The sequence below is a fragment of the Amycolatopsis saalfeldensis genome (assembly GCF_900110575.1).
GTDB classification, from domain to species: Bacteria; Actinomycetota; Actinomycetes; order Mycobacteriales; family Pseudonocardiaceae; genus Amycolatopsis; species Amycolatopsis saalfeldensis.
In genome coordinates this window covers 163,957-181,334 of record NZ_FOEF01000005.1, presented here as the reverse complement: position 1 = coordinate 181,334, position 17,378 = coordinate 163,957, and the positions used below count along the sequence as shown (strand labels likewise).

The window sequence follows — 17,378 nt, the reverse complement described above, 5'->3', positions numbered from 1 at the left end:
CTGGTCAGCTGCCCTTGTGGCCGCTCTGGTAGTCCTTGGTGATGATCACTATCACGCCGGGGCTCGAGTTCTGGATGCCGTCGAACCGCGGCTGCGCCTGGAAGCCGAACTCGGTGGCCAGCTGCTTCGCGGCCGCCTCCTCGTCGGTGCCGGGGCGGAAGTAGGCCGTGGTGTGGTCGATCACGCCCTGGGAGTAGTTGCCGACCTCGGGCACGTTCCAGCCCGCGCCGCGGAAGTCGTTCGCGGCCTGCTCGGCGAGGCCCTTGATCAGGGAGTTGTTGTAGACCCGCACGGTGACCCACTTGTTGGACGCCTGCTGGTCGGTCCCCGGCTGGCCACCGGGCTGGCCCGGCTGACCGGTGGGCTGGCCGCCCGGCGGGACCGCCGAGGACGAGCCCGGCGCGGCCGAGGAGGACGGCGGCGCGCTCGGTGACGAAGGCGGCGCGCTCGACGAGCCCGGCGCCGACGACGGCGCACCGGACGAAGCCGGAGAGGAGGGCCCGGCCGAGTTGCTGGGACCGGCGGTGTTGTCGTTCGACCCGCCGCTGGTCGCCAGGGTGACGCCGCCGATCACCGCGGCGACCACGGCCACCCCGATCAAGGCGACGGCCGCGGCCCGCAGGGGCCGGGACAGTCCCGAGAAGAAGCTCATGACAGCTCGATCCCCAGCCGCCGGGCGCCGCGTTTACGCTGCCGCGCGGCCCGCGTCTTGCGGAGCCGCTTCACCAGCATCGGATCGGCCTCCACTGCTTCGGGCTTCTCCAGCAGCGTGTTCAGCAGCTGGTAGTAGCGGGTCGAGGACAGCGAGAAGCGCTCACGAATGGCGTTCTCCTTGGCGCCGGCATGACGCCACCACTGACGCTCGAAGGCGAGAATTTGCATCTCGCGCTCGGTCAGGCCACCCACGGTTTCCGGCGGCGACGGCTGGTCCTCAGCCATCGACTCCGCGGCGTCCATGCGGCTCCTCGTGCTCGGTTTCGGCTGTCCTTCCGCGGGCGCCATTCAACCACGGAACCCAGTCTCGACATGGGCATCCGACCCGGCGCGTCACGGTCCGATCCAGGTGTACCAGAGGGGTCCGACTAAACTCGCCGCTCGTGACCGTCCACGCCATCCGCATCGCCGGCGACCCGGTGCTGCACCAGCCGACCCGCGAGATCACGCAGTTCGACGACGAGCTGCGCACCCTCGTCGAGGACATGTTCGAAACGATGTACGCCGCCGAGGGGGTCGGCCTCGCCGCCAACCAGATCGGCCTCGACCTGCGGCTGTTCGTCTACGACTGCCCGGACGACGACGGGGTCGAGCACCGCGGCGCGGTGGTCAACCCGAAGCTGGAGACCTCGGAGATCCCCGAGACCATGCCCGACCCGGACGACGACTGGGAGGGCTGCCTGTCGGCCCCCGGCGAGTCCTACCCGACCGGGCGCGCCTCGTGGGCCAAGGTGACCGGCTTCGACGTCGACGGCAACCCGATCGAGGTCGAGGGCACCGGGTACTTCGCACGCTGCCTCCAGCACGAGACCGACCACCTCGACGGCTTCATCTACCTCGACCGCCTCGTCGGCCGCCACGCCCGCGCGGCGAAGAAGATGCTGAAGAAGAACAAGTGGGGCGTCCCCGGCCTGAGCTGGACCCCGCCCAAGGAACCCGCCGACGCCTGAGTGTCCATGACGGCGAGAACCGTCATGAACACCCAGGGGCGGTCAGCAGCCGAGGAAGTGGCAGCGCACCACCGCGGGCTGTTCGATCACCGAGCCGTCCCGCACCGCCCAGGCGAGGCGGACGTACTGCGCGTGGGTCCAGGCCAGCGGCGTCGCCGAGCCGGTCGGGGTGCCGGGCGCGAAACCGGGTTCGCCCGACGGCGGGTTCTCGTCCCAGACCTGCTCCGGCATGGTGTCCGCGGAACTCGCCACCCGGCCGAGGTCGCGCAGCCGCCCGGCCGCGGCGGCGCGGTCACCGGCGGCCAGCTCGTACTCGCCCCGTTCGCCGGCCAGCAGCGGCCAGAGCCGGCCGAACGTCGTGCGGCTCTCGGACGGGAACGTGTAGTCCCAAGGTGAGCCGTCGGCCTGCTCGCCGTAGCCGTCCTTGGTGTAGCGGTGCCAGAACTGGCCGTTCGGCGTGGTGTACGAGATGTCCGCGTCGGTGACCTTGACGCTGTTGCGGATCACCGGGTCGTCCGGCGCGTAGACGCCGAGCCGCACCAGCTCGAGGAAGCCCGCGTCCGTCACCGCCCGCTGGTCCATGGTGACCGACGAGTTGCCGAGGTTGTACTTCGTCCCGGCGTTCGCGTCGCCGTCCTTGGTCAGCCGCACGAAGTACGGGTCCTTCGACAGCGGCCCGTTCGTCGTGATGGTCTGCTTCGCCAGCCCGGCCTTGAACGCGTCCGCCGCCGCGAGGTACCGCCGGGCGTCGGCCGCGGCGCCGTTGCGGGAGGCCAGATCGGCCGCGCAGACCAGGCCGGCGAGCACCGCCGCGATCGTCGACGGCGAGTACCCGTCCTGCTCCTCCCAGCGTTCCTGCTGGGTGTACGGCGACGCTTTTCCGTTGTCCGCGCGGTAGTCCAGCAGGAAATCCGCCGCCTTCTTCACTCCCGGCCACAGGTCGGCGCGCCCGAGCTGCTGCGCCAGCACGATCGGGAACGCCGTCTCGTCGAGCTGCACGGACGTCCAGTACGGCTTGCCGTCGACGTTGCTGTTCTGCGGCAGGTGCCCGTCCGGCAGCTGCTGGGTGCCGAACAGGTAGTCGGCGGACCGGTTCGCGGCCGCGCGGTCGCCGGCGGCCAGCAGGCCGGTCGCGATCTGGTAGAGGTCACGCGGCCACACCAGGTGGTAGGTGCCCGACGGCGAGTACGCCGGATCGTTGTTCCCGAACCGCCACGGCATGCTCGGCGACGCGATGAAGGCGCCCGGGTGGTGCTTGTCCTCGCTCGCCGCCAGCGTCAGCACGGACGCGGTGTAAAGGTCCCGCTCGCTCCCGGTCTTCAGCGACGACGGCGGCCGGCTCACCGTCCGCAGGTAGCCCGCCCAGCCGCGGTCGTAGGCGCGTTCGGCGTCACGGAAGCCGCGCCGTTGCGACGCTTGTGCGTTGGCCGCCGCGGCGGAGCTGTTCGCGCCCATCCCGAGCGCGAGCGTGACGTGCCGCGACCGCACGCCGTCGGCGGCCGTCTGCCCGGTCAGGACGACGTTTCCCTTGCTGGCGCTGGCATACGGCGTCAGCCTGCGGGTCTTGGTCAGCTGCGTGATGCCGTCGGACGCGCCGTCGTAGCCCACGGTCGTGCTGGTGAACGACGGTGCCGCGGTCAGCGCTGCCGCGGTCTTCGCGTCGTTCGCGGTGAGCAGCGGGCCGGACGCGCGGGCCGAGTCGTCGGAGCCGTCGTTCGTGAGGTCCGGATCGGCGACGGCGTACAGCTGGTACGGCCGCCCGGTGAGCGAGGTGAAGTCGACGTCCACCAGCACACTCGCCCGGGCCGGGTCCGTCACGTAGGTCTTGCGCAGGCGCCAGCGGTGCTGGTCGTCGGTGATCGTCTGCTCGTAGGTCAGGCTGCCGGAGTCGACGCGGCGCACCTGCTGCGCGCGGGCGGACGAGTCGACGGTCGCGAAGCTCCGCCCGTCACTGACCACCAGCTCCAGCGAACGGACGCTCGGCGTGGACAGGTCGGGGTAGTAGACCTCCGACATCCGCCCGGCCTGCAGGGTGAACCAGATGTCGCTGCCGGCCTCGCGTGCCGTGCCGAAGCCGGTTTTGTCGGCGGGCAGCCAGCTCGGGTGAGTGCCCGGCGCGCCGGGTGCTTCACCACCGCTGCCCGCGGCGGTCGCGACGGCGGGGACCAGGCTGGTCACCAGCAGCGTCGCCAGCGCCGGGAGTAAGACTTTTCGCATATCGACCCCAGGTGAGACGTAGCGCGCACAGTTGCGCAAAGCCCTGCGATTGTTACGTCGATCCCTGCCGCTCGCATGGTCCGATCCGGTGAACAAGCCACCAGCCGGAAAGGCGACAGCCTTGTGCCGCCCGCGCCGCCGTGGCATGGTCGGTGGCGCAACCTCAACTCAAAAACGCGGGAGCTCGCGCCTTGGCGGGCTGAGAGGGTGACTGGTGTCTGTCTGTGGGCACCCGGCGTCACCGACCGCATGAACCTGACCGGGTAATGCCGGCGTAGGGAGTGAACGTCGTTGACGACGCTGGAGAACAAGGCCGCCATCACGCCTGCCGTGACCACGGGGCCGATCACCGGTTCGCACAAGGTCTACCACCAGACGGAATCCGGCCTCCGGGTGCCGGCCCGGCGGGTCGACCTGTCGAACGATGAGCATTTCGACGTGTACGACACCTCCGGTCCGTACACCGATCCGGACGCCAAGATCGACGTCCACAATGGACTTCACCAGCTGCGCACCGGCTGGGCCGACGGGCGCACCCACAACACCCAGCTGGGCTGGGCGAAAGCCGGCGTGATCACGCGGGAGATGGAGTTCGTCGCGGCGCGCGAACGCTGCTCCCCCGAGCTGGTGCGCGACGAGGTGGCGCGCGGGCGCGCGGTGATCCCGGTCAACCGCAGGCACCCGGAGTCCGAGCCGATGATCATCGGCAAGAAGTTCCTGGTGAAGATCAACGCCAACATGGGGAACTCGGCCGTCTGGTCCTCTGTGGAGGAAGAGGTCGACAAGATGGTGTGGGCCACCCGGTGGGGCGCCGACACGATCATGGACCTCTCGACCGGAAAGCGCATCCACGAGACGCGCGAGTGGATCATCCGCAACTCACCCGTGCCGGTCGGCACCGTCCCGATCTACCAGGCGCTGGAGAAGGTCGACGGCGACCCGGAAAAGCTTTCGTGGGAGGTGTACCGCGACACGATCGTCGAGCAGTGCGAACAGGGTGTGGACTACGTCACCGTGCACGCCGGCGTGCTGCTGCGTTACATCCCGCTGACCGCGCGCCGGGTCACCGGCATCGTCAGCCGGGGCGGCTCGATCATGGCCGCCTGGTGCCTGGCGCACCACCAGGAGTCCTTTTTGTACACGCACTTCGAGGAACTCTGCGAGATCCTGCGGAAGTACGACGTCACGTTCTCCCTCGGCGACGGCCTGCGCCCCGGCTCCATCGCCGACGCGAACGACCGCGCCCAGTTCGCGGAGCTGGAGACCCTCGGCGAGCTGACGCACCTCGCGCGCGAGCACGACGTGCAGGTGATGATCGAGGGCCCCGGCCACGTGCCGATGCACAAGATCAAGGAGAATGTCGAGCTCGAGGAGCAGCTGACCGGCGAGGCGCCGTTCTACACCCTCGGCCCGCTCACCACGGACATCGCGCCGGCGTACGACCACATCACCTCGGCCATCGGCGCCGCGCAGATCGGCTGGTACGGCACGGCGATGCTGTGTTACGTCACGCCGAAGGAGCACCTCGGGCTGCCCAACCGCGACGACGTGAAGACCGGCGTGATCACGTACAAGATCGCCGCGCACGCCGCCGACCTCGCCAAGGGCCACCCGCACGCGCAGGAGTGGGACGACGAGCTGTCCAAGGCGCGCTTCGAGTTCCGCTGGAACGACCAGTTCAACCTGTCGCTCGACCCCGACACCGCGCGTTCCTTCCACGACGAGACGCTGCCCGCGGAACCGGCCAAGACGGCGCACTTCTGCTCGATGTGCGGCCCGAAGTTCTGCTCGATGCGGATCACCCAGGACGTGCGCAAGTACGCCGAGGAGCACGGTCTGTCCACTGTGGAGGCCATCGAGGCCGGCATGGCGGAGAAGTCGGCCGAGTTCGGCGAGCACGGCAACAAGGTGTACCTGCCCGTGGTCGGGCAGTGACTCGCCCCGACGTGCTCTTTCCCGCGGAGGGGCCATGAACACAGCTCCGAGGACCGCCCTCACCATCGCCGGATCCGACTCCGGCGGTGGTGCGGGCGTGCAGGCCGACCTGCGCGCGTTCTTCGCGAACGGGGTGCACGGGCTGGTCGCCCTGACCGCCGTCACGGTGCAGAACTCGTTGGGCGTGCAGGGTTTCACCGAGATCCCGGTGGACGTCGTCACCGCGCAGATCAAGGCCGTCGCTTCGGACATGGGGGTGCACGCGGCGAAAACCGGCATGCTCGCCACCGCCGAGATCATCCAGGCGGTGGCGAAGACGCTCGACGAGGTCCACATCGGACGGGACACGGGCACGCCGTTCGTGGTCGACCCGGTGGCCGCGTCGATGACCGGGCACGCGCTGCTGCGCGAGGAAGCGCTCGAGGCGATCCGCACCGAACTGTTCCCGCGCGCCACCCTGATCACGCCGAACCTCGACGAGGTGCGGCTGCTCACCGGCATCACCGTCACCGATCCGGCCACGCAGCGCGCGGCGGCCGAGGCGCTGCTGGAGTTCGGCTCGCGGTGGGTGCTCGTGAAGGGCGGCCACATGCGCGACACCGACACCTGCGTCGACCTGCTGTACGACGGCACGGAGCCGATCGAGCTGACCGGCGCCCGCATCAACACCGAGAACACCCACGGCGGCGGCGACACGATGGCGTCGGCCATCACGTCTTCGCTGGCGAAGGGCGCCGACGTGCCGACGGCCGTCGCGGAGGCGAAGCGCTTCATCGAACGGTGCGTCGCGGAGGCGTACCCGCTCGGCGCGGGGGTGGGCCCGGTCTCGCCGTTCTGGCGGCTCGCGGACTGAGCGTGTGGTGGCAGCTCGCGCGCCGGGCGGCCACACTGGGCCCGTGACCGACGAAACCAGCACCCGCGCCCTGTGGGACAGCCTGCCCGAAGACCTGCGAACCGAGGTCGACCGGCTGGTCACCGCCCACCAGCCGGCGTCTGTGATCAAGCTGCTCCGCAAAGCGGGACTCACCCCGTCTCCCGGCATCGCCGAAAGCCGCGACCTCGCGGACCTGCGAGCCCGCGAACTCAACGTCGGCCCACGGTTCGGCTGAGCCCTAGGTGACCGGCTCCAACGTCCGGTCGTCGTAGGTCGAGCGGGCGTCGCGGATGCGGTCGAAGTTCGCCTGGGACCACGAACTGAGGGCGATGAGGTGCGAGCCGACCTCGGCGCCCATCTCAGTGAGCGCGTACTCCACCGTCGGCGGGGTGGTCGGGTACACCGTGCGGGTGACGAAGCCGTCGCGCTCCAGGGTGCGCAGGTTTTGCGTCAGCATCTTCTGGCTGATGCCGTCGACGGCCCGGCGCAGTTCGCCGAAACGGTGCGGGCGCCGGGCGAGCGCGCCGAGGACCAGCGCCGTCCACTTGTTCGCGAGCAGGTCGAGCACGTCGCGGCACGGGCAGCTCTTCAGATAGACATCCCAGGGTCCGTCCTGGTCGCAGCTAGTTTCCATCAGGTACCTACTTTACCGAGAAGTGCCTTCTAGCGAAAAGTGACGAACAACCCGAGCATAGGAGAGCGGTTCACGAACGACAACAAGAAGGAGAGACCGAGATGCGCGTGGTGACCCAGCGGGAGTTCGGCGGCCCGGAGGTGCTGCAGGTGATCGAGGCCGCCCGCCCGGTGCCGGGCCCGACCGAGGTGCTGGTGCGCGTGCACGCGGCCGGCATCAACCCCGTGGACTGGAAGACCCGCGCCCACCCGGTGTTCCTCGGCGAGCCGCCGTACATGCTCGGCTGGGACGTCTCCGGCGTCGTCGAGGAAGTCGGCTTCGGCGCCACCGGCGTGCGCGAAGGTGACGAAGTCCTTGGCATGCCGTGGTTTCCGCGCGAGGCGGCGGCGTACGCGGAGTACGTGACGGCGCCGTCACGGCACTTCGTGCGCAAGCCGGCCGGGATCTCGCACGCCGAGGCCGCGGGTCTGCCACTGGCCGGGCTGACCGCGTGGCAGGCGCTCGTGGACGTGGCGGGAGTCCAGAGTGGACAGCGGGTGCTGGTGGACGCGGCCGCGGGCGGTGTCGGCCACCTCGCCGTGCAGATCGCCAAGGCGCGAGGCGCGTACGTGCTCGGCACGGCCAGCGCGGCGAAGCACGAGTTCCTGCGTTCTATCGGCGTCGACGAGCCGATCGACTACCGCGACGAGAGCGCGACGGCCACGGACGTCGACCTCCTCCTCGGGCTGGTCGGCGAGGAGAACGACCTGCGCTGGCTGCCCTCGTTGAACGACGGCGGCCTGCTGGTCTCCGTGCCCGGCGGCGTCGGCGAACGGGCCGCGGCCGAGGCTTCGCGACGAGGCGTGCGCGCGGAGGGGATTCTCGTGGAGCCCGATCAGATCGGGCTGCTCGGCCTCGTCGAGCTGGTCGAGGCGGGCCGGCTCACCGTGCACGTCGACCAGGCTTTCCCGCTCGAAGACGTCGCGAAGGCCCACGAGGTCGGCGAAGCCGGGCGGGTCACGGGCAAGCTGGTCCTCACCACCGTCTGACGGCTTTGGGGCCACCGCGGCAAAACGGTGGCCCCAAAGCGGCGTCAACCGCGGGTGAGCACCTGCGGCAGGACACTCGTTAGGCTCGTCCAATCAGATGTGACCACCGACGCGTGCTGCTTCGCCAGGTCCGCCACGCGCTGGTTGGCCTGGTCGACGGTCGGGTTGTGGTCGTCGATCGCGGGCGACACGTTCTGGCCGTCGGTCATCACGAGGTAGTAGTGGTTGTCGTCGTACCAGCCGGGACCGGTCTGCGTGACCCACGCGCTGGCGTCACCGTCGAAGACCACGAACCACGGCTTGAGGTCCGCGGTGTACTTGTCCCGCGGGTCGCCGCCGGCCGCGCCGTGCACGGTCGGGAAGATCTGGACGTCGCCCAGCTTCCCGGCGTTCTTCTGCGCCAGCAGGTAGTTCCCGTACTCGACGTCGGTGTGCAGGGTGTCGGTCGGGTTCCCCTCCTCGACGGTGCCCGGGATGATCTCCGTCAGCACCTTGCCGCGCAAGGAGTCCACGCTCGGCCAATTGTCTGCTTTGGACGCATCGTCGAGGGTCGCGTAGCTGCCGAGCAGGTCCGCGGGCTTGAACACGGCGCCGCCGAGGTGCGCGCGAAAGGCGGCGTCGATCGAGTCCGGGCCGAGCCCGGTATTGGCCGAGAAGCCCGTTTTCATCTCGAGCTTCAGCGTGAGCGGCGTGTGCCCGGGGTGGGCGGCGAGCCAGATCCGGATGTCGTCGAGGCAGTACTCGAGGTCCTTGTTGGTGCCACCGGAGTAGAGGTCGGCGGCCGAGGACGCGGCGACGCAGTTGTTCGAGTTGCCCAGCGGGTTGGAGTGGCTGACCTTCCACTCGTGCGTGATGATGTCCGGCCAGACGTCCAGCTCGATCAGCGACGAGCCGTTGTCCAGCGCCTGCGCCAGATACGGGTACGCCGCGGGGTCGTAGGTGTTGTGCACGCCGACCGTCGTCACGTGCGAGATCTTCGGGCTGTCCGCGCTCGCCGCGGTCGCCCCGGTCAGTGCCGCCGCGACGAGCGCGCCGATCACCACGACCACTGAGGAAATCTTCATCCTGGCCCCTTCGCCCACCGGTAGTGCAATGGCTTTCACACTGTGCCACCGTGATGGACTGTGGATGAAGGACAGCTGACCAAATGGACTAGACCAGAAGTCGGAACGTGCCATGACTGAAAACCCGGCCCCGCCCTCCGCGCTGACCATCGCCGGCTCCGACTCGGGCGGAGCCGCCGGGCTGCAGGCGGACCTGCGCACGTTCCTCACCTGCGGGGTGCACGGGCTCGTCGCCGTCACCGCCGTGACGGTGCAGAACACGCTCGGCGTGCACGACCGCACCGACATCCCGCCGCACATCGTGGCGGGGCAGATCGAGGCCGTCTCGACGGACATGGGCGTGGGCGCGGCGAAAACGGGCATGCTGGCGTCCGCGGAGATCATCCACGCGGTGGCCGCGGCCTGTGACCGGGCGGAGATCGGGCGCGACGCGAGAGTCCCCTTCGTGGTCGACCCGGTGGCCGCGTCGATGCACGGCAAGCCGTTGTTCGACGACGCGGGCCTCGCGGCGGTGCGCGACGAGCTGCTACCGCGCGCCACCGTGCTGACCCCGAACCTCGACGAGGTACGGCTGCTCACCGGCCTGACCGTCACCGACCGCGAGGGCATGCGCGCCGCCGCCGTGACGCTGCACCGGCTGGGCCCGAAGTACGTCCTGGTCAAGAGCGGCCACCTGCGGTCCGACCCGGAGTGCGTCGACCTGCTCTTCGACGGCTCGTCGTTCGTGGAGCTGCCCGGCCGCCGCTACGAGACGCCCCACACCCACGGCGCGGGCGACACGATGGCGTCCGCGCTGACGGCCGGCCTCGCCAAGGGCATGTCCGTGGTGGAGGCCGCCCGGTACGGCAAGTGGTTCGTCTCCCACGCCGTCGAGCACGCGTACCCGATGGGCGCGAAGATCGGGCCCGTGTCGGCTTTCTGGCGGCTGGCCCCGGAGGAACGGTAGGCGTCAGGCTTCGTCGGAGAGCAAGGCTTCCAGCGCGGGCAGCGCGGCCGTGAGGGCCTCTCGGTCCTCGGGGGCGAGCCGGTCGAGGCGACGGTTCAGCTCCTGCACCCGGGTGGACCGGACGCCGGAGACGAGCCGCTCGCCCTCCTCCGTCGCGCGGGCGAGCCAGGCGCGCCGGTCGACGGGGTCGGACTCGCGTGTCACGTACCCGGACTCGACGAGCGTGGCGATGATGCGCGACATGGTGGCCGCCGCGACCCCTTCCTTCGCCGCGAGGTCGCCGAGGCGCAGCTGCCCGGAGTGCACCAGCGTGGCGAGCGCCGAGATGGCGCCGTGGCCGGGCCCGGGGACCCCCGCCTGCCGCAGCGATCGGGAAAGCCGGCCGACGGCGAGGTACAGCCTGCCCGAGACATCCTGGACCGAGGTGAGGGTCACGGCTGGCTCCTTTGCCGCTTTGCCCGCCGCTGGTGCGCCGGAAAGGTGCCGTCAACCATACGGCCTGACCGTGCTCGATCCGCGTTAAACGCGGGCTGAATCACCACTCTCCACACTCGACGCGGTCCGAACGCACCTATCGGCTTACCCGTTTGCGCCCGGCCGGTCAATTCACAGTGGACACGCCCGGCTCACCGGGGCGGGCTGGACGCCTGCGCCCAGAACCGCTGCGGCACCCGCCCGGCGCCGTGGGCCAGGCGACCGGCCACCACGGCGGAACGCATTGCCGACGCCATGCGCTCCGGGTCGGACGCGCGGGTCACCGCCGTCGACAGAAGCACCGCATCGCAGCCGAGTTCCATGGCCAAGGCGGCGTCGGAGGCGGTGCCGATGCCCGCGTCCAGCACCACGGGGACCGAGGCGCGCGAGACGATCAGCTCGATGTTGTGCGGGTTCCGGATGCCCAGCGCGGTGCCGATCGGCGCGCCCAGCGGCATCACCGCCGCGCAGCCGGCCTCCTCCAGGCGCAGCGCGAGCACCGGGTCGTCGTTCGTGTACACGAGCACGGTGAACCCGTCGGCGGCGAGCTGCTCGGCGGCGTCCAGCGTCTCGACCGGGTCCGGCAGCAGGGTGCGGTCGTCGGCGTGGACCTCGAGCTTGATCAGGTCCGTCTCCAGCGCCTCGCGCGCCAGCCGCGCGGTCAGCACGGCCTCCGCGGCCGTCCGGCAGCCCGCGGTGTTCGGCAGCAGCCCGATGCCGAGACGCCGCAGCAGCGCGAGCACCCCGGAACCGCCTTCGGCGTCCGCCTTGCGCATCGCGACCGTCGTCAGCTCGGTGCCGGACGCGACCAGCGCCCGTTCCAGCACGGCGAGGTTCGCCGCGCCCCCGGTCCCGATGATCAGCCGTGACGAAAGCTTGTGCGCGCCGATGACCAGCTGGTCCCCGTCCGTCATGCTCAACCTCCCTGGACCGCGGTCAGCACGTCGATGCTCGCGCCCTTCGGCACCACGGAACCCGCCCACGCGCCGCGCGGGACGACCTCGCCGTTCACCGCGACGGCCACGCCCTGGCGCGCGGCCCCCTTCGCGTCGAGCACGTCGGCCACCGTGGTGTCGTCCGGGAACTCGCACCAGCTGCCGTTGACCTTGATCTCCATCAGACTCGCTCCTTCTCCAACAGGCGGGCGGGCGTGGCCGCGCCGATCTCGTCCGGCGGCGGCTCCCCGGCCAGCCACGCGACCACGGCGTCCGCGGTCACGGGGGCCATCAGCAGCCCGTTGCGATGGTGCCCGGTCGCCGCGAAGACGCCTTCGCCCAGCTCCCCGACGTACGGGAGGGCGTCGTGGCTCGCGGCCCGCAGCCCGGCGGCGATTTCGACCAGCTCGTACTCGGTGATGCCGGGCAGGATCCGTTCCGCGCCTTCCAGCAGCTCACGCACCCCGCGCGCGGTGACGGCCTGGTCGAATCCCGCTTCGTACTGCGTCGCGCCCAGCACCAGCTCGCCGTCGGCGCGCGGGACGAGGTAGATCGGCCGGCCCTCGACCATCGCGCGCACGGTGTACGGCGGGGGCGGCAGGCAGCCCCGGCGCGGGCGCAGCCGCAGGATCTCGCCCTTCAACGGCCGGACGGCGGACTCCAGCAGCGGGTGCAGCCGCCCGGTCCAGGCCCCGGCGGCGAGCACCACCGGCCCCAGGCCGTCGAGGCTCTCCACCCGTTCCCGGCGGAATTCCACCCCGCGCCGGACACAGGCGTCGAACAGCGCGGTGAGCAGTTTCCGGTTGTCCACGGCCAGGTCGCCGGGCACGTGCAGGCCGCCGCGGACGGCGCCGACGCCCGGCGCGAGCCGCCGCGCCTCCCGCCCGGTGAGCTGCTCGACGTCGCGGCCCAGCGAGCGCAGGTAGTCGGCCAGGATGTCCAGGTGCCCGGCGTCGGCGCTGTCGAACGCGACGACGATCGTCCCGTGCCCGGCCAGGCCCGGGTCGGCGCCCTCTTCGGCCAGCTCGCGGGCGAAGGCCGGCCAGCGCCGCAGCGACTCCTCGCCGAGGCTCAGCACGTGCTCCTCGCCGGGCCACGCCTCGGTCACCGGCGCCAGCATGCCGCCGGCCAGCCAGGACGCCCCGCCGCGCGCGGGCTCGGGGTCGAAGACCGTGACGTGGTGGCCGCGCCGGGCCGCGCGCCAGGCCGCGGACAGCCCGATCACACCGCCGCCGACGACGGTCAAGTTCTCGTTCAAGGGGATCACGCTCCCTGCGCCGGCATGACCCGGATCAGGTTCCACGGTCGGAGCGGCAGCTCCCTCTCAGCCCGTGTCCCGGGCTCCCGTGCGGACCAGTCCACCGTAGCGCGCGGGTAACGTCGCCGCCATGCCCGCCTTGACCGGAGACCGGATCCGCGCGCGTCTGGCCGACGCCCGGCTGTACCTGTGCACCGACGCCCGCGCGTCCCGCGGCGACCTGGCCGAGTTCGTCGACGCCGCGCTCGCCGGCGGAGTCGACATCGTCCAGCTGCGCGACAAGACGAACGGTGCGCCACTCGAAGCGAAGCAGGAGATCGCGGCACTCGAAGTGCTCGCGGAGGCCTGCGCACGGCACGGCGCGCTGCTGGCCGTGAACGACCGCGCGGACGTCGCCCTCGCCGTCGGCGCCGACGTGTTCCACCTGGGCCAGGACGACATCCCGGTGCCGCTGGCCCGCCGGATCCTCGGCGAACACGTGGTGATCGGCCGTTCGACGCATTCGGTCGAGCAGGCCCGGGCGGCCGAGGCCGAGGACGGCGTGGACTACTTCTGCACCGGCCCGTGCTGGCCGACGCCGACCAAGCCCGGCCGGTTCGCCCCCGGCCTCGACCTGGTGCGCGCGACCGCGGCGGCCGGGCCGCGGCGGCCCTGGTTCGCCATCGGCGGAATCGACCTGGAGCGGCTGCCCGAGGTCCTCGACGCCGGCGCGTCGCGGATCGTGGTGGTCCGCGCGATCACCGAGGCCGAGGACCCGAAGGCCGCGGCCCGGACGTTGAAGAGCCGCCTGGGCTGAGCGCCGTCAGGAGTTCGCGTTCGTCGGCGCACCGGCCTTCGTCGGCTGGCTCTGCTGGGTCGGCGGCTGCGACGTCCCGGTGCTCGGCGCCGAGGTCGACGGCGGGTTGCTGTCCGTGGTCGGCGAGATCGACGTGGTGGACGACGTGGGCGGCTGCTCCGAGGACGTCGGCGTGCCGGACGAAGTCTCGGTCGGCGGCGCGGTGTTCTGCGACGTCGTCGGCGTGGTGTCCTCGCGGTTCTGCTGCTGGCTGGTGTCCGGCTTGTGGTAGAAGCCCGCGCCGGCCTTGCCGTTCGTGGCGCCTTCCAGGCCGAGCATGAACACGATCGCGATGGCCGTGGCGACCACGCTGGTGCCGATGATCAAGGGCCAGCGCAGCTTCCGGAGCTTGTCGGCGAGCGAACCGGCCGGCTCGGGCTCGGTCTCCCCCGCGCTGGTGTTCTCCGGGCCGGTGGGCTTCGAGAGTCGCACCGTCGGCATTTCCGACGGGTCGGCCGGGATACGGGTCGACAGGTACATCGTCGGCAGCTGGGCCGGGTCCTCCACCGGCTCCAAGCCGCCGCTGGTGCCGCGCCGCTGCCCGGCCGTGGCCAGCACGGAGCGCGCCTTCAGCGCGGCGTCACGCGTGCGCTGCAGCGAACGCAGGTACAGCTCGCCGCCGACGGTGGTGACGATGCTCGCCACCCCGGCGCCGACGACCGTCCCGGCCACGCCGAGCGTCGAGCCCAGCAATGCCGCCGTCACCGCCGCGAGCGCGGCGGCGAGCACCGGCGTCAGCCGCAAACCCTTCTTGGCGTTCTGCCCGGACGCCTTCTCTTGCTCCTCGCTCATGATCCCGATCTGCTTGTCCCGCCCAGTTTTCCCTTGATGGTTCCAACGTGTAAGTCGTCCGGGGGACTCCCTTCGTTGCCCAGAGGTGAGCGACGCCACGTTGACTATCCATAGTGGACGGACTAAAGCTCACATTCTCCTGACATAATCGGCACATGCGACTCGTGACGATCTCCGAAATCGAGGCGGCCGCCCATCGGGTGGCGGGCACCGCCGTGCGCACTCCGCTGCTTCGCCAGCCCTGGGCTTCCGGTGAGCTGTGGGTGAAACCCGAGAGCCTGCAACAGATCGGCGCGTTCAAGATCCGCGGCGCGTACAACGCGATCGCCGCGCTCGAAGACGCGGACCGCGCTCGCGGCGTCGTCGCGTATTCGAGTGGTAACCACGCGCAGGCGGTGGCCTACTCGGCGCACGCCTTCGGGATCCCGGCCGTGATCGTGGTGCCGGACGTGGCGCCCCGGCTCAAGGTGGACGCCACCCGCCGGTGGGGCGCGGAGGTCGTGGAGGTGCCCATCGCCGAGCAGGCCCCGGCCGCCCTGGCCATCGCGCGGGAGCGCGGGCTGACCCTGATCCCGCCGTTCGATCACCTCGACGTGATCGCCGGCCAGGGCACCATCGGCCTGGAAATCGCCGCCGACCTGCCGGATGTCGAAACCGTGCTGGTGCCGGTGAGCGGCGGCGGCCTCGCCGCGGGCATCGGCACGGCGATCAAGGCGCTGCGCCCGGGCGCGAAGGTCTACGGCGTCGAGCCGGAGCTGGCCGGGGACTCGGCCGAGAGCCTCCGGATCGGCCGGCGCGTCGAGTGGCCGATGGAGCGGCGAGCCCGGACCATCGCCGACGGCCTGCGCGCGCAGCCCTCCGAGCTCACGTTCGCGCACCTGCGGAAGGTGCTCGACGGCATCGTCACGGTGACCGAGGACGAGATCCGCGACACCGTGCGCGCCCTTGCCCGCCAGGCCCGCCTGGTCGCCGAGCCGAGCGGGGCGACCGCCACCGCCGCGTTCCTGCACCACTCCGGCGAGCTGCCGGGCGGGCGCACCGTGGCCGTGGTCTCCGGCGGGAACATCGACCCCGCGCTGCTGGCGGAGCTGCTCGCGTAGCAGGGCTTACGAGCTCTTCACCGGACGGATGTAGGTCGGCGGGCCTTCGACGCCGCAGTGGAAGCAATCGCCCGGGTGCGGTGACTCCTCGGCCGGATGCGTCGTGGCAGCCGCGGTGTCGTCGGCGTCGGCGGCGTCGGTCTCGGCGGGCCCGGCGCCGAGCACGCCGTTGTGAATCCCCAACGCGATGAGGCCGCCGGCCACCGCCAGCACGGCGCAGATCAGCAGCGCCATCCGCCAGCCCGCGGTCAGCGCGACCGGGTCGCGGTAGGCCGAACCCGTCAGCCCGGCCGCGGCGGGCAGCACGGCCACCGCCAGAAGTCCACCCGATCGGGCGATCGCGTTGTTGACCCCGGACGCGACGCCGGCGTAGCGGTCCGGGGCCGCCGCGAGCACCGTCGCGGTCACCGGGGCCACCACCGTCGCCAGGCCGAGGCCGAACACGACCACGGCGGGCAGCACCGAGCCGAGATAGGACGAGCCGGGGCCGACGCGCATCAGCAGCAGCATCCCGGCCCCCACCACGATCGGGCCGACGACCAGCTGCAGCCGTGGCCCGATGCGCTGCGCGAGCGCGCCGGAGCGGCCCGAGAGCAGCAGCATGATGATCGTGATCGGCAGCCCCGCGAGCCCGGCCGCGGTCGGCGAGTAGCCCAGCGAGACCTGCAGCTGCATCACCATCAGCATCAGCACGCCGCCGAGCCCGGCGTAGACCACGAACGTCAGCGCGTTGGACAGCGTGAACGTGCGGTCGCGGAACAGCGAGGGCGGCACCAGCGGCTCGCGCGAGCGGTGCTGGAGCCAGACGAACGCGCCGAGCCCCAGCACGCCGACGACCAGCGCGACCAGCACGATCGGGTCGCCGATGCCGCGGCCGGGCGCCTCCACGAGCGCGCCCGTCACCCCGGCGAGCCCGAGGGCGCCGAGCGCGGCGGCGCCGAAGTCCGGGTGGCCGGTGGCGGCGGTGTCTCGCGACTCCGGCACGTAACGGCGCGCCATCAGCACCACGATCACGGCCACCGGCAGGTTGATCAGGAACGCCAGCCGCCACGACCAGACCTGCACCAGCAGGCCGCCGACCAGCGGGCCGACGGCCGAGGCGATGCCGCCGAGCCCGGACCACGCGCCGATCGCGCGGGCCCGGTCGTCGTGCGCGAACGAGGACTGCAGGATCGCCAGCGAGCCGGGGGTGAGCAGCGCGCCGCCGATGCCCTGCAGGATGCGGAACGCCACCAGCATCTCGGTGGACGTCGCGGCGGCGCACAGCCCGGAGGCGACGCCGAACCACACCACGCCCACGAGGTACACGCGCCGCCGCCCGTAGCGGTCGCCGAGGGAGCCCGCGACCAGGATCAGGGCGGCCAGCGCGAGCAGGTAGCCGTCGAGGATCCACTGCAGGCCCGCGACGGAGGCCTGCAGCTCCTCGCCGATCCGCGGCAGCGCGACGTTGACGACGCTGCCGTCGAGCATCGCCATGCCCGAGCCGAGGATCGTCGTCCAGAGCACGCCCCTCGCCATCGGGGTGCCCCAGCGGATCCCGGTGGCCTCGGCCGCGGTCACCGGGCACGTTTCAGGTTCATGCGCACACGGTGGCCCGGCGGCGGTTCGGGCGCAAGCACCCG

General features: G+C 71.4%; 19 protein-coding genes and 1 riboswitch. Of the genes, 8 read left to right on the top strand and 11 right to left on the bottom strand.

Annotated elements, in window-relative coordinates:
• Nucleotides 1-4 precede the first annotated feature (4 nt).
• Nucleotides 5-652 carry a LytR C-terminal domain-containing protein gene (locus tag BMY97_RS14180; protein ID WP_091617274.1) on the bottom strand — a complete coding sequence of 216 codons (648 nt, stop codon included), beginning with the start codon at nt 650-652 and terminating at the stop codon, nt 5-7.
• Nucleotides 649-957, bottom strand: coding sequence for a DUF3263 domain-containing protein (locus tag BMY97_RS14175; RefSeq protein WP_091617273.1), 309 nt, complete (start codon nt 955-957; stop codon nt 649-651). The genes BMY97_RS14180 and BMY97_RS14175 overlap by 4 nt, the downstream gene beginning before the upstream one ends.
• Before the next feature lie 140 nt (nt 958-1,097).
• Here BMY97_RS14175 and BMY97_RS14170 point away from each other — a divergent pair, with 140 nt between their 5' ends.
• Nucleotides 1,098-1,664 carry a peptide deformylase gene (locus BMY97_RS14170; protein WP_091617272.1) on the top strand — a complete coding sequence of 189 codons (567 nt, stop codon included), beginning with the start codon at nt 1,098-1,100 and terminating at the stop codon, nt 1,662-1,664.
• 42 nt (nt 1,665-1,706) lie between these two features.
• Here BMY97_RS14170 and BMY97_RS14165 read toward each other — a convergent pair whose 3' ends face one another.
• Nucleotides 1,707-3,881: a glycoside hydrolase family 15 protein gene (locus tag BMY97_RS14165; protein ID WP_091617271.1), complete on the bottom strand. Its 2,175-nt coding sequence runs from the start codon at nt 3,879-3,881 to the stop codon at nt 1,707-1,709.
• Nucleotides 3,882-4,172: 291 nt separating this feature from the next.
• On the opposite strand from BMY97_RS14165, the gene thiC reads away from it, so the two are divergent.
• From thiC to BMY97_RS14150, 3 genes are read left to right on the top strand one after another with little or no spacing between them, the layout of a single operon-like run.
• Nucleotides 4,173-5,816, top strand: a complete 1,644-nt coding sequence (gene thiC / locus BMY97_RS14160; protein WP_177231337.1) for a phosphomethylpyrimidine synthase ThiC — start codon at nt 4,173-4,175, stop codon at nt 5,814-5,816.
• 34 nt (nt 5,817-5,850) lie between these two features.
• Nucleotides 5,851-6,669, top strand: a complete 819-nt coding sequence (thiD, locus tag BMY97_RS14155; protein WP_091617270.1) for a bifunctional hydroxymethylpyrimidine kinase/phosphomethylpyrimidine kinase — start codon at nt 5,851-5,853, stop codon at nt 6,667-6,669.
• A gap of 43 nt (nt 6,670-6,712) precedes the next feature.
• Nucleotides 6,713-6,925, top strand: coding sequence for a hypothetical protein (locus BMY97_RS14150; protein WP_091617269.1), 213 nt, complete (start codon nt 6,713-6,715; stop codon nt 6,923-6,925).
• Between the two features lie 3 nt (nt 6,926-6,928).
• On the opposite strand, the gene BMY97_RS14145 is transcribed toward BMY97_RS14150, so the two are convergent.
• Entirely contained in the window at nt 6,929-7,324 is a 396-nt protein-coding gene (locus BMY97_RS14145) for a winged helix-turn-helix transcriptional regulator (protein ID WP_091617268.1), read from the bottom strand.
• A 101-nt stretch (nt 7,325-7,425) separates the two neighbouring features.
• Between BMY97_RS14145 and BMY97_RS14140 the strand changes: the two genes are divergently transcribed.
• Nucleotides 7,426-8,352, top strand: a complete 927-nt coding sequence (locus tag BMY97_RS14140) for an NADP-dependent oxidoreductase (RefSeq protein WP_091617267.1) — start codon at nt 7,426-7,428, stop codon at nt 8,350-8,352.
• A 44-nt stretch (nt 8,353-8,396) separates the two neighbouring features.
• On the opposite strand, the gene BMY97_RS14135 is transcribed toward BMY97_RS14140, so the two are convergent.
• Entirely contained in the window at nt 8,397-9,416 is a 1,020-nt protein-coding gene (locus tag BMY97_RS14135; RefSeq protein ID WP_091617266.1) for a phosphatidylinositol-specific phospholipase C domain-containing protein, read from the bottom strand.
• 112 nt (nt 9,417-9,528) lie between these two features.
• On the opposite strand from BMY97_RS14135, the gene thiD (BMY97_RS14130) reads away from it, so the two are divergent.
• On the top strand, nt 9,529-10,362 hold the full coding sequence (gene thiD, locus BMY97_RS14130; protein WP_091617265.1) for a bifunctional hydroxymethylpyrimidine kinase/phosphomethylpyrimidine kinase: 834 nt from the start codon (nt 9,529-9,531) through the stop codon (nt 10,360-10,362).
• 3 nt (nt 10,363-10,365) lie between these two features.
• Here thiD (BMY97_RS14130) and BMY97_RS14125 read toward each other — a convergent pair whose 3' ends face one another.
• The 4 genes from BMY97_RS14125 to thiO form a co-directional block, all read right to left on the bottom strand.
• Entirely contained in the window at nt 10,366-10,797 is a 432-nt protein-coding gene (locus BMY97_RS14125) for a MarR family winged helix-turn-helix transcriptional regulator (RefSeq protein WP_091617264.1), read from the bottom strand.
• Between the two features lie 191 nt (nt 10,798-10,988).
• Nucleotides 10,989-11,750, bottom strand: a complete 762-nt coding sequence (thiG, locus tag BMY97_RS14120) for a thiazole synthase (RefSeq protein ID WP_091617263.1) — start codon at nt 11,748-11,750, stop codon at nt 10,989-10,991.
• Nucleotides 11,751-11,752: 2 nt separating this feature from the next.
• Nucleotides 11,753-11,953, bottom strand: a complete 201-nt coding sequence (gene thiS / locus BMY97_RS14115; RefSeq protein WP_091617262.1) for a sulfur carrier protein ThiS — start codon at nt 11,951-11,953, stop codon at nt 11,753-11,755.
• Nucleotides 11,953-13,029 (bottom strand): glycine oxidase ThiO, encoded by a 1,077-nt coding sequence (gene thiO, locus BMY97_RS14110; RefSeq protein ID WP_091617510.1) that lies wholly within the window; start codon nt 13,027-13,029, stop codon nt 11,953-11,955. Before thiO ends, thiS begins: the two co-directional genes overlap by 1 nt.
• A riboswitch (TPP riboswitch) is annotated at nt 13,024-13,129 on the bottom strand. (Overlaps the previous gene by 6 nt.)
• 30 nt (nt 13,130-13,159) lie before the next feature.
• Here thiO and thiE point away from each other — a divergent pair.
• The gene (thiE, locus tag BMY97_RS14105) at nt 13,160-13,825 is read left to right on the top strand and encodes a thiamine phosphate synthase (protein ID WP_091617261.1); all 666 of its coding nucleotides are present in this window, start codon (nt 13,160-13,162) and stop codon (nt 13,823-13,825) included.
• A gap of 6 nt (nt 13,826-13,831) precedes the next feature.
• Here thiE and BMY97_RS14100 read toward each other — a convergent pair whose 3' ends face one another.
• A complete protein-coding gene (locus BMY97_RS14100) occupies nt 13,832-14,656 on the bottom strand; it encodes a hypothetical protein (protein ID WP_091617260.1) in 825 nt (274 codons plus the stop codon).
• Nucleotides 14,657-14,811: 155 nt separating this feature from the next.
• Between BMY97_RS14100 and BMY97_RS14095 the strand changes: the two genes are divergently transcribed.
• Nucleotides 14,812-15,756: a threonine ammonia-lyase gene (locus BMY97_RS14095; RefSeq protein WP_091617259.1), complete on the top strand. Its 945-nt coding sequence runs from the start codon at nt 14,812-14,814 to the stop codon at nt 15,754-15,756.
• A 6-nt stretch (nt 15,757-15,762) separates the two neighbouring features.
• Here the strand turns inward: BMY97_RS14095 and BMY97_RS14090 are convergent, their stop codons facing one another.
• Nucleotides 15,763-17,316, bottom strand: a complete 1,554-nt coding sequence (locus tag BMY97_RS14090) for an MFS transporter (protein WP_091617258.1) — start codon at nt 17,314-17,316, stop codon at nt 15,763-15,765.
• Nucleotides 17,317-17,378 lie beyond the last annotated feature (62 nt).

Coding starts and splice junctions, on each gene's coding strand:
- BMY97_RS14180 (WP_091617274.1), bottom strand. CDS start 652: ATGAGCTTCTTCTCGGGACTGTCCCGGCCCCTGCGGGCCGCGGCCGTC.
- BMY97_RS14175 (WP_091617273.1), bottom strand. CDS start 957: ATGGACGCCGCGGAGTCGATGGCTGAGGACCAGCCGTCGCCGCCGGAA.
- BMY97_RS14165 (WP_091617271.1), bottom strand. CDS start 3,881: ATGCGAAAAGTCTTACTCCCGGCGCTGGCGACGCTGCTGGTGACCAGC.
- thiD (WP_091617270.1), top strand. CDS start 5,851: ATGAACACAGCTCCGAGGACCGCCCTCACCATCGCCGGATCCGACTCC.
- BMY97_RS14145 (WP_091617268.1), bottom strand. CDS start 7,324: ATGGAAACTAGCTGCGACCAGGACGGACCCTGGGATGTCTATCTGAAG.
- BMY97_RS14140 (WP_091617267.1), top strand. CDS start 7,426: ATGCGCGTGGTGACCCAGCGGGAGTTCGGCGGCCCGGAGGTGCTGCAG.
- BMY97_RS14135 (WP_091617266.1), bottom strand. CDS start 9,416: ATGAAGATTTCCTCAGTGGTCGTGGTGATCGGCGCGCTCGTCGCGGCG.
- thiD (WP_091617265.1), top strand. CDS start 9,529: ATGACTGAAAACCCGGCCCCGCCCTCCGCGCTGACCATCGCCGGCTCC.
- thiG (WP_091617263.1), bottom strand. CDS start 11,750: ATGACGGACGGGGACCAGCTGGTCATCGGCGCGCACAAGCTTTCGTCA.
- thiS (WP_091617262.1), bottom strand. CDS start 11,953: ATGGAGATCAAGGTCAACGGCAGCTGGTGCGAGTTCCCGGACGACACC.
- thiE (WP_091617261.1), top strand. CDS start 13,160: ATGCCCGCCTTGACCGGAGACCGGATCCGCGCGCGTCTGGCCGACGCC.
- BMY97_RS14100 (WP_091617260.1), bottom strand. CDS start 14,656: ATGAGCGAGGAGCAAGAGAAGGCGTCCGGGCAGAACGCCAAGAAGGGT.
- BMY97_RS14095 (WP_091617259.1), top strand. CDS start 14,812: ATGCGACTCGTGACGATCTCCGAAATCGAGGCGGCCGCCCATCGGGTG.